The 15465-nt window shown below is 69.9% G+C and carries 14 protein-coding genes; 12 read left to right on the plus strand and 2 right to left on the minus strand.

What is annotated here, in order from left to right; translation table 11 throughout:
- Window positions 1-47: 47 nt before the first annotated feature.
- The 5 genes from cysD to AVKW3434_RS03740 all read left to right on the plus strand — a co-directional run bounded on the left by cysD (window position 48) and on the right by AVKW3434_RS03740 (window position 5361).
- Window positions 48-980 carry a sulfate adenylyltransferase subunit CysD gene (gene cysD, locus AVKW3434_RS03720; RefSeq protein ID WP_272569318.1) on the plus strand — a complete coding sequence of 311 codons (933 nt, stop codon included), beginning with the start codon at window positions 48-50 and terminating at the stop codon, window positions 978-980.
- Window positions 980-2359 carry a sulfate adenylyltransferase subunit 1 gene (locus tag AVKW3434_RS03725; RefSeq protein WP_284404500.1) on the plus strand — a complete coding sequence of 460 codons (1380 nt, stop codon included), beginning with the start codon at window positions 980-982 and terminating at the stop codon, window positions 2357-2359. Before cysD ends, AVKW3434_RS03725 begins: the two co-directional genes overlap by 1 nt.
- 102 nt (window positions 2360-2461) lie before the next feature.
- Entirely contained in the window at window positions 2462-2785 is a 324-nt protein-coding gene (gene fdxA / locus AVKW3434_RS03730) for a ferredoxin FdxA (protein ID WP_092743740.1), read from the plus strand.
- 53 nt (window positions 2786-2838) lie between these two features.
- Window positions 2839-3891: an NAD(P)/FAD-dependent oxidoreductase gene (locus AVKW3434_RS03735; protein WP_284404624.1), complete on the plus strand. Its 1053-nt coding sequence runs from the start codon at window positions 2839-2841 to the stop codon at window positions 3889-3891.
- 189 nt (window positions 3892-4080) lie between these two features.
- The gene (locus tag AVKW3434_RS03740; RefSeq protein WP_284404502.1) at window positions 4081-5361 is read left to right on the plus strand and encodes a purine-cytosine permease family protein; all 1281 of its coding nucleotides are present in this window, start codon (window positions 4081-4083) and stop codon (window positions 5359-5361) included.
- Between the two features lie 175 nt (window positions 5362-5536).
- On the opposite strand, the gene thiD is transcribed toward AVKW3434_RS03740, so the two are convergent.
- Entirely contained in the window at window positions 5537-6391 is an 855-nt protein-coding gene (gene thiD, locus AVKW3434_RS03745) for a bifunctional hydroxymethylpyrimidine kinase/phosphomethylpyrimidine kinase (RefSeq protein ID WP_284404504.1), read from the minus strand.
- 247 nt (window positions 6392-6638) lie between these two features.
- On the opposite strand from thiD, the gene AVKW3434_RS03750 reads away from it, so the two are divergent.
- Genes AVKW3434_RS03750 through AVKW3434_RS03765 form a run of 4 tightly spaced genes read left to right on the plus strand, consistent with a single transcriptional unit; the run spans window position 6639 to window position 9712 of the window.
- A complete protein-coding gene (locus AVKW3434_RS03750; RefSeq protein ID WP_284404507.1) occupies window positions 6639-7766 on the plus strand; it encodes an FAD-dependent oxidoreductase in 1128 nt (375 codons plus the stop codon).
- Window positions 7763-7960 (plus strand): sulfur carrier protein ThiS, encoded by a 198-nt coding sequence (gene thiS / locus AVKW3434_RS03755; protein WP_272569312.1) that lies wholly within the window; start codon window positions 7763-7765, stop codon window positions 7958-7960. Before AVKW3434_RS03750 ends, thiS begins: the two co-directional genes overlap by 4 nt.
- Before the next feature lie 5 nt (window positions 7961-7965).
- On the plus strand, window positions 7966-8796 hold the full coding sequence (locus AVKW3434_RS03760) for a thiazole synthase (protein ID WP_284404511.1): 831 nt from the start codon (window positions 7966-7968) through the stop codon (window positions 8794-8796).
- On the plus strand, window positions 8789-9712 hold the full coding sequence (locus tag AVKW3434_RS03765; RefSeq protein ID WP_284404513.1) for a thiamine phosphate synthase: 924 nt from the start codon (window positions 8789-8791) through the stop codon (window positions 9710-9712). The genes AVKW3434_RS03760 and AVKW3434_RS03765 overlap by 8 nt, the downstream gene beginning before the upstream one ends.
- A gap of 93 nt (window positions 9713-9805) precedes the next feature.
- On the opposite strand, the gene AVKW3434_RS03770 is transcribed toward AVKW3434_RS03765, so the two are convergent.
- Window positions 9806-12016: a hypothetical protein gene (locus tag AVKW3434_RS03770; protein ID WP_284404515.1), complete on the minus strand. Its 2211-nt coding sequence runs from the start codon at window positions 12014-12016 to the stop codon at window positions 9806-9808.
- A 112-nt stretch (window positions 12017-12128) separates the two neighbouring features.
- Here AVKW3434_RS03770 and AVKW3434_RS03775 point away from each other — a divergent pair, with 112 nt between their 5' ends.
- The 3 genes from AVKW3434_RS03775 (at window position 12129) to AVKW3434_RS03785 (ending at window position 15455) form a co-directional block, all read left to right on the plus strand.
- Window positions 12129-13661, plus strand: a complete 1533-nt coding sequence (locus tag AVKW3434_RS03775; protein WP_284404517.1) for a 3-hydroxyacyl-CoA dehydrogenase — start codon at window positions 12129-12131, stop codon at window positions 13659-13661.
- Window positions 13662-13730: 69 nt separating this feature from the next.
- Complete coding sequence (locus AVKW3434_RS03780) at window positions 13731-14507, plus strand: oxepin-CoA hydrolase, alternative type (RefSeq protein ID WP_284404518.1); 777 nt, start codon at window positions 13731-13733, stop codon at window positions 14505-14507.
- A gap of 228 nt (window positions 14508-14735) precedes the next feature.
- Entirely contained in the window at window positions 14736-15455 is a 720-nt protein-coding gene (locus AVKW3434_RS03785; RefSeq protein ID WP_092743762.1) for a Crp/Fnr family transcriptional regulator, read from the plus strand.
- Window positions 15456-15465 lie beyond the last annotated feature (10 nt).

Genomic DNA, 15465 nt, shown 5'->3' on the forward strand with positions numbered 1-15465 from the left:
CGACGCCCCCCGCCCCGCACACCGACGCCCCCAACGAGATCCCCCGCATGAATGCCCGTACCGAATCCCATGTGCTGAGCCACCTCAGCAACCGCCACCTGGACGCGCTGGAAGAAGAAACCATCTTCATCCTGCGCGAGGTGGCCGCCGCCTTCGAGCGCCCCGCACTGCTGTTTTCGGGCGGCAAGGATTCGCTGGTGATGCTGCGGTGCGCCGAGAAGGCTTTCGGCGCAGGGCGCATTCCCTACCCGCTGCTGATGATCGACACCGGCCACAACTTCCCCGAGGTGACGGACTTCCGCGACTTCCGGGCGAAGGAGCTGGGGGCCGAACTCATCGTGCGCAGCGTGGAAGACTCCATGGCGCGCGGCACCGTGCGCCTCGCGCATCCGGGCGAGAGCCGCAACGTGCACCAGTCGGTCACGCTGCTGGAGGCCATCGAGGAATTCCGCTTCGACGCGCTGATCGGCGGCGCCCGCCGCGACGAGGAAAAGGCCCGCGCCAAGGAGCGCATCTTCTCGCACCGCGACAGCTTCGGCCAATGGCAGCCCAAGGCCCAGCGGCCCGAGCTGTGGACGCTGTTCAACACACGGCTGGCGCCGGGCGAGCACTTTCGCGTGTTCCCCATCAGCAACTGGACCGAACTCGACGTGTGGCAGTACATCGACCGCGAGCAGATCGCCCTGCCCTCGCTCTACTACACCCACAAGCGCCAGGTGGTGGAGCGCAAGGGCCTGCTGGTGCCCGTGACCGACCTCACCCCGCCACGCGACGGCGAAACGGTGGAGACGCGCGACGTGCGCTTTCGCACCGTGGGCGACATCACCTGCACCTGCCCGGTGGAGAGCCCGGCCGCCACGGCCGCCGACATCGTGATCGAGACCCTGGCGGCCGATGTGAGCGAGCGCGGCGCCACGCGCATGGACGACAAGACCTCCGACGCCTCGATGGAAAAGCGCAAGAAAGACGGGTACTTCTGATGACCACCACTACCAATTCGATAGCATCACAGGCAAGCAATCCGCCGGCATCGGGCCAAAACGATGCCATTTCTGCACTGAAGTTCATCACCTGCGGCTCGGTCGACGACGGCAAGAGCACCCTCATCGGCCGCCTGCTGGTGGACAGCAAGGCCGTGCTGCAGGACCACCTGGCCGGCGTGCAGCGCCAGGGCGAGACCGACCTGGCCCTGCTGACCGACGGCCTGTCGGCCGAGCGCGAGCAGGGCATCACCATCGACGTAGCCTACCGCTACTTCGCCACCGAAGAGCGCAAGTTCATCATCGGCGATGCGCCGGGCCACGAGCAGTACACGCGCAACATGGTCACGGCCGCCAGCAGCGCCGATGCCGCCGTGGTGCTGGTCGATGCCACCAAGCTCGACTGGAAGAACCCCGGCCTCGAACTGCTGGTGCAAACGCGCCGCCACTCCCTGCTGGTGCACCTGCTGCGCGTGCACTCGCTGGTGTTCGCGGTGAACAAGCTCGATGCGGTGGAAGACCCGGCACTCGCCTTCCGCCACATCCGCGATGCGCTCGGCGCGTTCGCACAGGCCGCCGGCATCGCCGCGCGGGCGACGGTGCCCGTGTCCGCCCTCAAGGGCTGGAACGTGGTGGATGCGCACCCCGGCTGGTGCGGCTACGAAGGCCCGAGCCTGCTGCAGATCCTGGAGCGCCTGCCCAACACGCCCACCGACGTCGCGCTGCCACTGGCCTTCCCGGTGCAGTGGGTCGAGAAATTCTCGTCCTCCGCCGACACCTCCCAGGGCCGCCGCGTGTTCTGGGGCCGCGTGGCGGCAGGCGCCGTGGCGCCGGGCACGGCCGTGCAGGTGTTCCCGAGCGGCCAGCAGGCCACCGTGGCCCAGGTGCTGGACCACGCACGCCGCCCCGTGGGCGTGCCGGCCGGCCAGAGCGCGGGCATCGTGCTCGACCGCGAGGTGGACGTGTCGCGCGGCGACTGGATCATCGCCGCACCGCAGGCCGCCGCCGTGGCCGCCGACGATTTCGACACCCCGGCATCGACGCCCTCCTGGCCCGGCCGGCGCGAGTTGCGCGCCACCGTGGCCTGGATGGACGACGAGCCCCTGGTCGCCGGCCGCGTGTACTGGGCGCTGCACGGCCACCGCTGGGTCAAGGCCAAGGTGCAGCGCGTGGTGCACAAGCTCAACATCCACACGCTGGCCGAAGAAGACGCCGCCCAGCTCGACCCCAATGCCATCGGCCACGTGGACCTGCTGCTGCAGGAGCCCCTGCCCGCCGCGCCGTTCACCCAGGCGCGCGTGCTGGGCTCGCTGATCCTGGTGGATACCGCCAGCCACAAGACCGCTGGCGCGGTGCTCGTGAACGCCCCGGCGGCCTGACCGGAGGCGCCGAATCCTTGCCGTTGCAGGGGCGGCCCCCGGGCCGCTCCCTGAAACGCCCTAAAATCGCGGGTTACCCCCGATCCAACGACAACTCCTGCCATGACTCACGTCGTCTCCGAAAACTGCATCAAGTGCAAGTACACCGACTGTGTGGACGTGTGCCCCGTGGACTGCTTCCGCGAAGGCCCCAACTTCCTCGTGATCGACCCCGATGAATGCATCGACTGCGCCGTGTGCATTCCCGAGTGCCCGGCCAACGCCATCTTTGCCGAGGAAGACCTGCCCCCGGACCAGATCGCCTTCATCAAGATCAACGCCGACCTGTCGCCCCAATTCAAGAGCATCACCAAGCGCAAGGCGCCCCTGCCCGACGCCGACGAATGGAACGGCAAGCCCGGCAAGGTGGCCGACCTGATCCGCTGAAGCAGACAGGCCCCCGACACCCCGTGAAGACCGAAGCGCCCCCATCGACCCCGATGGCCATCGAGACGGATGCCGCCGTCATCGGCGCGGGGCCGGTCGGGCTGTTCCAGGTGTTCCAGCTCGGGTTGCAGGGCATTGCAGCCCATGTGATCGATGCGCTGCCCCACGTGGGCGGCCAGTGCGCCGAGCTGTACGGCGACAAACCCATCTACGACATTCCCGGCATTCCCGTCTGCACCGGACGCGAGCTCGTCGCGCTGCTGCAGCGGCAAATCACCCCGTTCCATCCCACCCTCCACCTGGGCCAGCGTGTCGCCACGCTTGCGCCGCAGCCCGACGGGCGGCTTTTGCTGCAGACCACGGCCGGCACCGCGCTGCTGGCGCGCACGGTCTTCATCGCCGCGGGCGTGGGCGCGTTCGTGCCGCGCGCCGTCAAGGCCGAAGGCATCGAGCGCTTCGAAGGCACGCAACTGCATTACCACGAGGATGCGGCCGACACCGCCGGCCGGCATGTAGTCGTGCATGGCGGCGAAGACACCGCCGTGGCCCGCGCCATCGCCTGCGCCCAACCGGGCCCGCACGCCGCCGCCAGCGTGACCCTGCTGCACCGGCGCGATGCCTTCCAGGCGCCGCCCGAGGCCCTGGCCCAGCTGCAGGCCCTGCGCGATGCCGGCCGCATCGCAGTGATGGCCGGGCAGATCGTCGGCATCGAGGTGCAGCACGACCGCCTGGCCGCGCTGCAACTGATCGACCCGGACGGCCAGCCACGACCGTTGCCGCTCGACGTGCTCATCGCCTGCCTCGGCATCTCGCCGCGCCTGGGCGCCATCGCCGACTGGGGCCTGGCGATGGAGCGCAAGCAGCTCGTGGTCGATACCGCCACGTTCCGCACGGCCATCCCCGGCATCCATGCGGTGGGCGACATCAACACCTACCCCGGCAAGCGCAAGCTGATCCTGTGCGGCTTCCACGAAGCCACGCTGGCGGCCTTCGGCGCGGCGGAATACCTGTCCGGCGCGCCCGTGGCGTTGCAGTACACCACCACCAGCGCCCGGCTGCACGAGCGGCTGGGGGTGACGGTGCCGGCGGCCTCGGCACCGCCCTAGAATCGCGGCTTCGCCAGGGGTGCAACCGGCCGACCGGTCCCCGTCTGAGACTTTCCCCTTGAATCGGCCGGGGTCATCCTCGCGCAGGCCATTCGCCTCCCGCCGCCACGCCCACCGCATGCCGTCCCGGCGTGCCTGCGGCCCAGCCCGTGCCGCGTCCCTGCTGTGCCTGCCATCCACGGAGCTTCCATGCCACCCTCCTCGCCCCCTGCACCCGCCAACGACGCGCTGATCCCCATCGCGCCCGACCGCCGCGTCTTCCGTTTCGGCGACCATGCCTCGCTGTGGTTCAGCCTGGGCGTGGGCCTGCTGGTGATGCAGGTGGGCGCCTATCTGATGCCCGCGTTGAGCCCGCGCGAGGCGCTGGCCGCCATCGTGGCTGGGTCGCTGATCGGCGCCGGCCTGCTGGGCTGGGTAGCCAAGATCGGCTGCGACAGCGGCCTGGCGAGCGCCGGCCTGATGCATGCCGTCTACGGGCGCGCGTTCGCGGGCCTGCCCATCGGGCTCAACATCGTGCAGCTCGCGGGTTGGGGCGCGTTCGAGCTGGTGGTGATGCGCGATGCCACGGTGGCCATCGGCCGGCAGACCGGCGCCATGGGCGAGGCCCATTGGCCGGTGCTGGCCACGCTGCTGTGGGGCGGCGTGGTGATGCTGCTGCTCAGCGGCTCGATGGTGCAGCTGGTGCGCCGGCTCATCGCGCGCGTAGCGCTGCCCCTGGTGGTGCTGTCGCTGCTGTGGCTGAGTTGGCAGTTCGTGTCGCTGGCGCAGGCCCAGGGCTTCGCCACGCTGTGGACGCGCCCCGGCGCGGGCGGCATGGGCGTGCTGCCGGCTCTGGACCTGGTGATCGCCATGCCCATCTCCTGGCTGCCGCTGGTGGCCGACTACGCGCGCCACGGCACGTCCGGCCGGTCCGCGCTGCGCGGCACCTGGTTGGGCTACGCGCTGGCCAACCTGTGGTGCTACGCGCTCGGCGTGCTGGTGGCGCTCACGCTGCCCAGCCAGGACCTGGTGACCGCGCTGCTCCTGGCCCAGGGCGGGCTGATCGCGCTGTCGCTCATCCTGATCGACGAGGTGGACAACGCCTATGGCGATGCGTATTCGGGCGCGGTCTCGGCCCACAGCCTGCTGCCGCGCTGGGGCGTGCGCCGCTGGGGCATGGCCATGGCGGCGCTGTGCACGGCGCTCGCCCTGGTGCTGCCGATGCACAGCCTGGAGCCGTTTCTGCTGCTGCTCAGTTCGGTGTTCGTGCCACTGTTCGGCGTCATCCTGGGCCGGCTGGCATTCGGCGCGCCGGTGCAGCAGGTCCTGGCAAAGGCGCGGCAGGTGGAGTGGCTGCCCGTCGGCCTCTGGATCGCGGGCATCGCCTGCTACCACGGGCTGCCGCGGGTGCTGCCGGCGCTGGGCGCGGCGCTGCCGACACTGTGCCTGTGCTTCGCGCTGGCGTTCCTCACCCGGCCGGGCCGGCGCTGACCCACGCCTGCGGCGCACACGGCCGGCTTACCTGGCCGGCTTACCTGGCCGCGTGATGGTTTGAGGCAAAAATCGGGCTCCAGCACAATCAAGTCGCCGGCATGCAGCTATTATTTTGATAGCACAACCACCAGCCTCGGTAGGTGAGGGACGGGCAGGCAGCGCCCCTGCGCGGTCAGCCCTGCAAGATGCGCTGCGCCACCGGGCTGTGCCCGTGGTTCAGCGGCCCGTGGCCCCGGCCGGTGTGCACGTCGGCGCCCGCGGCAATGGCCGCCAGGATATAGGCGCGGGCATGCTCCACGGCCTGCACGAGCGTCTCGCCGAGCGCCAGGTGCGCGGCGATCGCGGACGACAGCGTGCAGCCCGTTCCGTGGCCGTTGTGCGTGGCGATGCGGGCCGACTGCAGCCGGTGGTACAGGCCCTGCGGCCCGGCCAGCACGTCGATCACCCAGTCGCCCGGCAAATGGCCGCCCTTGAGCAGCACGGCCGGCGCGCCGAGCGCCAGCAGGTCCTGCGCCGCAGCGTCCAGCGCGTGGTCGCCATCCACCGCCCGGCCCAGCAGCAAGCCCGCCTCGTCGAGGTTGGGCGTGACCAGCGTGGCGAGCGGGAACAATGCCTCGACCAGCACGCCCACGGTTTCTTGCGCGATGAGCCGGTCGCCGCTGGTGGCGACCATCACCGGGTCCAGCACCACATGGGGGAGGCGGTGGCGGCGGATGGCATCGGCCACCACGCGCACCACCTCGGGCGAATGCAGCATGCCGATCTTCACGGCGTCCACGCCGATGTCCTCCACCACCGCATCGATCTGCTGGCGCAGCATGTCCGGCGGCACGCCGTGGATGGCGCGCACGCCCTGCGTGTTCTGCGCGGTCAGGGCGGTGATGGCCGTCATGCCGTAGCAGCCCAGGGCGCTGAAGGTTTTCAGGTCGGCCTGGATGCCCGCTCCGCCGCCGCTGTCCGATCCGGCGATCGACAGCACGCGTGCGTAGCGGCGGACGGCCGGCGGCGAGAGGGTCTCAGTATTCATGGGCAAAAATTATGGCCCATGCGCCAGGTCAAACCGGCGGGCGCGGTCACTGTGCTGTAATCCCTGCACGGACGAAACAGGGGTGTCCCGCCCATGGCGCGCGACTGAGAACATACCCTGGGGCCTGGCGGCCACACCACCGCCCCGCGTGCCCCGCGACCCGATCCAGGTCATGCTGGCGTGGGGAGTTTCATCGGCGGAGCCTTCCCGTTTTGTCCCCCTGTTGGCTTGCAGACAGACGGACCCGATGCGCCCCCCTCTTCTTTCCCCTTCCTCGCCCTCTTCCCTTGCCATTCTGGGCGCCGGCCTCATGGGCCGGCTGCTGGCCGTGGAGCTGGCCCACCAGGGCCATGCGGTCACGGTCTACGACGCCGCCGGGCCCGATGCGCAAGGCGCCGCAGCGCGCATCGCCGCGGCCATGCTGGCACCGTTGGCGGAGTCCGCGGTGACCGAGCCCGGCGTGGTGCGCATGGGCCACTACGCGCTCACGCGCTGGCCCCAGTTGCTGGCCCGGCTGAACGGGCCCGTTTTCTTTCAGCAGGAAGGCACGCTGATCCTGTGGCACCGCCAGGACGCGCCCGAGGCCGCGCGGCTGCGCGGACAGCTCGAACGCACCACGGCCGTGCTGCCCGAACTGCCGGCTTTGCAGGTGCTCGACAGCGCCAGCGTGCAGGCGCACGAGCCCGCCGTGGGCCAGCGCTTCTCCCAGGGGCTGTATCTGCCCGGCGAGGGCCAGTTGGACAACCGGCAGCTGCTGGCCGCGCTGGAGGCCAGCTTCGCCGGCCTGGGCATCGAGGCCCATTGGCACTGCCCGCGCGCACCGTCGGACTTTTCGCCCGGCACGCCTGGCCAGCCCGACTGGGTGATCGACTGCCGGGGCCTGGGCGCCCGCCCGCAGTGGAGCGCACTGCGCGGCGTGCGCGGCGAAGTCGTGCGCGTGCATGCGCCCGAGGTGACCCTGCGGCGGCCGACCCGCCTGGTGCACCCGCGCTACCCGATCTACATCGCCCCCAAGGAAGACCACCTGTTCGTGATCGGCGCGACCGAGATCGAATCGGACGACCTGTCCCCTGCCAGCGTGCGCTCCACGCTGGAGCTGCTGAGCGCGGCCTACGCGGTGCATTCGGGCTTTGCCGAGGCCCGCATCCTCGAAGTGGCCACGCAATGCCGCCCGACCCTGCCCGACAACCTGCCCGCCCTCCGCCAGGTGCGCCCGCGCGTGCTGGAGGTCAACGGCCTGTACCGCCATGGCTTCATGATCGCCCCGGCCATCCTCGACGCCGTCATGGAATGGTTGAACCAGGGACAATCGGCACTGGCCTCCCGTTTCGATTTGGCCCTGCACCTCGACGAAGAGGCGGCCCTTTCCCCATGAACATCACCATCAACCAGACCGCCGCGACCCTGCCGGAGACGGCCACCGTGGCCGACGCGCTCGCCGCCATCGCCGCGCGCCCGCCCTTCGCCGTGGCCGTGAACACCGTTTTCGTTCCCAACACCCAGTACCACCTGCGCCAGCTCGCCGCGGGCGACCGGGTGGAAGTGATCTCGCCCGTGACGGGCGGCTGAGCACCATGCATTCCCCTTCCGACCCTTCCCACGACAACGACGACACCGATGCACTGGTGCTGTACGGCCAGCGCTTTTCCAGCCGCCTGCTGCTGGGCACCGCCCGTTACCCTTCCCCCAGCGTGCTCGAAGCCGCCGTGCAGCGCGCCCAGCCCGCGATGGTGACCGCCTCGCTGCGGCGCCAGGGCAGCAACGCCGCCGAAACCGGCAGCGGCTTCTGGGAGCTGCTGCGGCGCCTGGACGTGCCCGTGCTGCCCAACACCGCCGGCTGCCACAGTGTGCAGGAGGCCATCACCACCGCGCAGATGGCGCGCGAGGTGTTCGGCACGCCCTGGATCAAGCTGGAGCTGATCGGCGACGACTACACCCTGCAGCCCGACACGCTGAACTTGGTCGATGCCGCCTCGCAGCTGATCCGCGACGGCTTCCAGGTGCTGCCCTACTGCACCGAGGACCTCGTGCTCTGCCAGCGCCTCGTCGATGTGGGCTGCCAGGCGGTGATGCCCTGGGCCGCGCCCATCGGCACCGGCCGCGGCCCCGTCAACCCCTACGCGCTGCAACTGCTGCGCGAGCGCCTGGACGTGCCCATGCTGGTGGACGCCGGCCTGGGCCTGCCCTCGCATGCCTGCCAGGTGATGGAATGGGGCTACGACGGCGTGCTGCTCAATACCGCCGTGGCCCTGGCGCAAGACCCGGTGGCCATGGCCGGCGCCTTCGCCGACGCGGTGCAGGCCGGCCGCACCGCCCGACGCGCGGGCGCCATGGCCGCGCAGGAAGCCGCCCAGCCGAGTACCCCGGTGCTGGGCACCCCTTTCTGGCACCACGACCATGGCTGAAATCCTGCACGGAACCGCTTCGGGGCACGCCGCATTGGTGCGCGCCATCCTGGCCGCGCATGGCGCCGCCTTCGCCGACTTCCCGTCCCAACCGGCCCCCGTGCCGCTGTCGGGCGGCCCGGTGTACCGCGCCGCGCTGGAAGCCTGCAGCGCATTGGGTTTCATCGCCAGCGATGCCGAATGCCTTGCCCGGGCCTGGCAGGCGCAGACCGACCGCACCGGCGGCTTCGATGCCGCGCAGTGGCCCGATGCCCCCGAGGACTTCGGGCTGCAGCCGCTGCCGCACCGCCAGCCCTTCCCCGCCTGCCCCGAGCGGCTGGGCCTGTATGCGGTGCTGCCAAACGCGCAATGGGTGGGCCGCATGGCCCGTGCCGGCGTACCCACCGTGCAGCTGCGCTACAAGACGGACGACGCACAAACCATCGTGCAGGAAGTGCGGGCCGCCGTGGACGCCGTGCGCGGCACGCATGCCCTGCTGTTCATCAACGACCACTGGCAGGCCGCCATCGACGCGGGCGCCTACGGCGTCCACCTGGGCCAGGAAGATCTCGATGCGCTGGCGCCCGCGCAGCTGCAGGCCATCCGCGATGCCGGCCTGCGCCTGGGGGTCAGCACCCACGGCTATGCGGAAATGGTGCGCGCCGATGCCGCGGCGCCCAGCTACGTGGCCATGGGGGCCGTGTTTCCCACCACGCTCAAGAAGATGGCCACCGTGCCCCAGGGGGTCGCACGCCTGGCCGGCTACGCCCGCCTGATGCGGCACTACCCGATGGTCGCCATCGGCGGCATCGGGGCGCCACAGTTCGGCGAGGTGCTCGCCACGGGCGTGGGATCGATCGCCGTGGTGCGGGCGCTCGTCAATGCCGACGATCCGGAAGCCGCGGCACAGGATCTGATGGCCCGCATGGCGGGCTGAGGCCGGCAGCCCGTCAGCCGCACCGCCACGCAGAAAGCCGCAACGCGCGGCATGCCCTGCATCGAAAAAGGCCCCGAAGGGCCTTTTTTTACGTCACTTGTCCGTGCGCTGCTTTCGCTCCAGCTCTTCCAGCTCCAGCCGCAGTTCCATCTTGTCGTTGTCCATGCCGAAGCCGACCGGTTGCCCGGCCGACGGCGGCGCGGTGACGGGCACCGGGGGCAGCTCGCTCAGCGTGAGCGGCGGCGGATCCGTCAGGTCGATGTCCAGCATGGCCTCGGAGATCGGCTTGGGGGCCAGCGGCGCCGGGATCGACTCCCAGGAGAACCCGGCAGACAGCGAGTCCAGCGATTGCAGTTCCTGCTCCCGGCGCGCGGAGAGGCTGTCCACGCCGAAGGCGCTGGCGGAAGGCAATTCCGGCTCGGGCTCGATTTCCAGCGGCGGGGGCGTGAGGGGTGTGGTGCGGGTGCGTGGCGGCGGAGCACCGCGGGCACTGGCCGGCGTGGTCTGCGCGATGGCCAGCAACAGCAACAGATCGTCGTAGGCCGCCAGATCGAACGGCGACGCGATGGCGTCTTCGCCGCGACGGAACAAGCAGCCTTCGAGGGTTTCCAGCACCTCGGGGGACGACCATTCGGCCTCGATGGCTGCCAACGCTTCCGTGTAGCTCTCCAGCGTCAGGCCCGTCCGGTGGAACGAGGAGAACTCCGGCACCTGCGCATTGAACTGCGCCTGGAACTGGGCCCGCAGCTGATTGAAGCTCTCCACCCGGCTGAGCGTGTGGTACAGGCGCAGCAACTCCAGGTAGGCGAAGGGCGAGGTCTCTCCATGTTCGGCAATGTGGCGCTTGAGCACGCCGATGGCCTGGTCATGCTCGCCCACCGACACGAAGAAGTCGGCCTGCTGCTGGATGTCGAACAGGTCCTCCGGGTGCACGATGGGTGCGGCGCGGACAGCGGATGGCGGCGGCACCAAGGACACGGGCGGCACGGGGGCCGGCGGCGCCAGGGGCGCGGGCGCGCTGCGCAACGAGGGCTCGGTGCGGCGCATCACCGGCGGCGGAGCGCGCTCGGGCAAGGTGGCGGCGCGCGGCGCGGGCTTGGCGGGTGCCGGGGCCGGCATCGGCGCAGGCACGGGCACCGCCACAGGGGCCGGGGGCACGACCGGCTCGGGCATGCCCGCCCAATCGTCTGCCGCCTGCGGCGCGGTCTGGAGGGACTCGCGCCCTGCCGGCCCATCCACCACCGCGCCGGCTACGGGGCCGTTGCCGCCACTGGCAGCGACGGCATGGCTCCAGGCCAGCGCCGACTGGCGGCGTGCGCGCGCCCAGATCCAGGCAGCCAACCCCAGTGCCAGGACCAGCAAGGCCAGCAACCCGTAAACCACCGTGGCCGAAAACCGCTCGGTCTCGGCGGCTTCCAGCTGCTGCTTGAGCTGGGCGGCGGCCGCGCGCTCGGAGGTGGCCTGGGCACGCTGCGCTGCCACCTCGGCCTCGAGCTTGCCGGTGCGTGCCGCGGACTGCTGCAGTTCTTCCACCGGAGTGTTCAGGGCCTTCCACAGCGCAGCGGCCTCGGTGCGCTGGGGGCTGGCATCGGTGGCGGTGGGCGCGGCCATCTCCGGCGCCGCACGCAGCGGCAGCGGAGCGTCGAGCCACACATCCAAAGGCTCCATCACGAGGCGGGGGCGCTCAACGGGCGCCGGCTGCTGCGGGCTGGTGAACACCGCGCGGCCCGAGGCGGGCGTGGCGGGGGCCGCCGCGGCACGGGGTGCGGGGGCATTCGCGGCAGGGGCCCGTGGGGGACGGGGCGCCGCCGCGGGCCTGCGTGGGGGTGCATCGGTGGTGGCTGCGGCGGAAGTCCGTCCCGAACCCGTTGCGGCCGCGCCGTCGCCTGCCAGCCCGGCACCTGTGGCCGGTGCCGTGCGAGGCAGCGCCAATTGGCCCAGGTCCACGGGGCGGGATGTGCCAGCCGCCGATTCGGGCAATTGCGCGAAAAAAGTGTAGTTTCGTGTAACACCGCCGCGGCATCCCGCGGTGAGCTTGGCGGTGAGAATGGGTTCGTCGGCCGACACATTGGCCTGCACGCGCACGGCGGCAGATCGGCCGGCCGAGGCGGGTATCGGCGTTACCCGCACCTTGGAGTCCGGTACCGGGGTCTCGCCGGAAACCAGGCGGGCCGCCACGCAGGAGGATTCGATGTCCGTGCCCGGGTCGGGCTGCACCTCGAACACCAGATCCACCGGAGCGCCCAGCACCACGGCGCCGCGGCTCGCGCCCAGCGAAAGTGCCGTGGCGCTGCAGGCAACCATCGACAAACTTGCACCAAGAATCGCGTTACTTATTTTCACAACAGTTTCTTTTTTGTTCGGCCCATTCTGGCACATAAGTACTCCCCAATACGCCGCCGCCATAATGCGCCCCATGACCAGCAACCCATTTTCCTTCGTGGGCATCATAGGCACCGGTGCCATGGGCCAGGGCATTGCCCAGATGGCGGCACAGGCCGGCAGCAATGTTCTTCTATTTGATGCCAAGCCTAACTCAGCAGGCGAAGCGATTGACCATATCAAGCAGCAATGGCTGCGCCTCGTAGGCAAGGGCCGCATTACCGAAAGCCAGGCCGGCGACTGGCAGGCGCGGTTGACGGCGGTGTCCTCGCTGGAAGGTCTGGCGCAATGCGACCTGATCGTCGAAGCCATTGTGGAACGGCTCGACGCCAAGCAGTCGCTTTTTGCACAGATGGAGCGCATTGTCGCCACAGATGCCGTGCTGGCAAGCAACACGTCCTCGCTTTCGGTGACGGCCATTGGTGCGGCGCTGCAACACCCCCAGCGTTTGGCGGGTTTCCATTTCTTCAATCCCGTGCCGCTGATGAAGGTGGTGGAAGTCATCGCCGGCCTGCGCACGGACCCCGCCGTGTGCGAGCGGCTCGCCGCGCACGCCCGCTGCATGGGCCACACCCCGGTGCAGGCGCAGGACACGCCGGGCTTCATCGTCAACCATGCGGGACGCGGCTACGGCACCGAAGCGCTGCGGATCGTGAGCGAGGGCATTGCCGATTTCGCCACGGTGGACCGCATCCTGCGCGACCAGGTCGGCTTCAAATTGGGCCCCTTCGAGCTCATGGACCTGACCGCGCTCGACGTGTCGCACCCGGTCATGGAGTCGGTGTACCACCAGTATTTCGAGGAACCCCGCTACCGCCCCAGCGTGATCACCGCCCAGCGCCTGGCCGGCGGCATGCTCGGCAGGAAGACCGGCGAAGGCTTCTTCCGCTATGCCGACGGCGTGGCGCAGGTGCCCGCGGAGCCGGTCGCGCCGGTCGCGCCGGTCGTTGACCACATACCGCCGGTCTGGGTGTCCCCCCGCGCCGCGCGGCGGGCCGAGCTGTACCAGTTGCTCAAGGACCTGGGAGCGCAGATCGAAACCGGCACCTCGCCTTCCCCCAACGCGATCACGCTGGTGGCGCCTCTGGGGTTCGACATCACCACGGTGGCCGTGGTGGAGCGGCTCGACCCCGCCCGCACCCTGGGCATCGACATGCTGGTGGAAGACGCCGCCACCAGGCGCCGCGTACTGGCCACCAACCCCGCCACGCGCGTGGACATCCGCAACGCGGCCCACGCGCTGTTCGCCCGCGACGGCAAGCCGGTGAGCGTGATCCGCGACAGCGGCGGCTTCGTCACGCAGCGCGTGGTGGCCACCATCGTGAACATCGCCAGCGACATCTGCCAGCAGGGCATCTGCAGCCCGGCCGACCTGGAAACGGCGGTCACGCTGGGCCTGGGGTATCCGATGGGACCGCTTGCCATGGGCAATCGCTGGGGACCGACCAACATCCTCGAAGTGCTGTTCAACATGCAGACCGTGTATGGCGACACGCGCTACCGGCCCAGCCCCTGGCTGCGCCGGCGCGGTGCGATCGGGCTCAGCCTGCTGCACGAAGAAGAGTAAACCCACCGATCTTCCCTGCGGGCCGGCGCATCGCCGGCCCTGCCCGCCTCTTCCTTACCTAAAGCGCCCATGCCCGCACAACTCCAGAGCACCAGCCACGGACAGACCCTCGTGCTGACCATCCGCCATCCGGAAATGCGCAACGCGCTCGATCCGGCCATCTACGCGGCGGGCATCGAAGCCCTGAACGGCACGGAGCGCAGCGCGGAGGTGCGCAGCGTGGTCATCACCGGCGCCAATGGCACGTTCTGCGCGGGCGGCAACCTGCAGCGGCTGCTGGCGCGGCGCCAGGAAGATGCCGAGTCGCAGGCGCAGGGCGTGGAAGCGCTGCACCACTGGATCGAAACCATCCGCGCCTACCCCAAGCCGGTGATCGCCGCGGTCGAGGGCGCAGCGGCCGGCGCTGGATTTTCGCTGGCGCTGGCCTGTGACCTCGTCGTGGCGGCGCGCAACGCGACCTTCACCATGGCTTACAGCAGCATCGCGCTGTCGCCCGACGGTGGCGCAAGCTGGAGCCTCGCCAACGCCGTGCCGCGCCAACTGGCCAGCGAAATGCTCATGGGCGGCGGCAAGGTAGAGGCCGAACGCCTGCACGCCCTGGGCGTGGTCAACCGGCTGTCGCAGGCCGGCTCGGCCCTGGCCTGCGCGCTGGAGCTGGCAGACACCCTGAACGCACGCGCCCCCAATGCGCTGGCCAGCATCAAGGAGCTGATCAGCGAGGCCCCGCAGAACACGCTGACCGCGCAGCTGGCCCAGGAGCGCCAGCACTTCGTGCGCAACCTGCAGCACCCCAACGCGGGTGAAGGCATCTCCGCCTTTCTGGAAAAGCGCCCAGCGCGCTATTAATAAGATAGCAACCAGGGCATATAAAACGCCGGCATCGGGGCATTTCGCCTCGAATCGCGGCCCCTGAGCTCCGCCATCGTCTTCGCGCCGGCCCCTCCCGGCAGCGTCGCGGCGTGGCCGTGCGCGCGTGCCAGACACGCAGGCGACAGCCCCGGGACAACGAGCAGCAGGCGCACCGGTCCCGGGCGCGACAATGAAAGCGATACCAGTCACCCAAAAGACAGACCAATGGACGACCCCATTCTTACCATCGAAGAACGTGAAGCGATCAATACCGGTCGCTGGTTCTCTTCCCTCTCCCCTTCTCTGCGGCACGACATTCTCCGATGCGCGTACGTCAAACGCTTCAAGGACGGCGGCCTGATCGCCGCCCGCGGCGATCCGCCCGAGGAATGGATCGCGTGCGCCCGCGGCGCGGTGCGGGTGAGCTCCACCTCCATCTCGGGCAAGCAGATCACGCTGACCTATGTGGAGCCCGGCATCTGGTTCGGCGACGTGGCGATCTTCGACGGGGACCGCCGCACGCACGATGCCTATGCCCACGGCGACACCACCATCCTGTGCGTGGCCAAGGCCGACTTCCGCAAGATCCTCAGCGCGCATGTGGAGTTCTACGAAGCCATGTTGCGCCTGCATGCGCGGCGCATCCGCCAGCTCTACGGCCTGGTGGAAGACCTCAACACCCTGCCCCTGCGTGCGCGGCTGGCCAAGCAATTGCTGCACCTGGTGCGCAGCTACGGCATTCCCAGCCTGTCGGACGGGCGCGAGATGCGCATCGGCCTGCAACTGGCGCAGGAAGAGCTGGCGCAATTGCTGGGCGCCTCGCGCCAGCGCGTGAACCAGGAACTCAAATCGATGGAGCGCGAGGACGCCATCCGCATCGAGCCGGGCGGCCTCGTGGTGCGTGACCGCGAAGCCCTGATGCGCATCGCAGAAACCGACAACTGACCGCCCCGCC

Origin of the sequence: Acidovorax sp. SUPP3434, assembly GCF_030159015.1 — a bacterium.
GTDB lineage: Bacteria > Pseudomonadota > Gammaproteobacteria > Burkholderiales > Burkholderiaceae_C > Paracidovorax.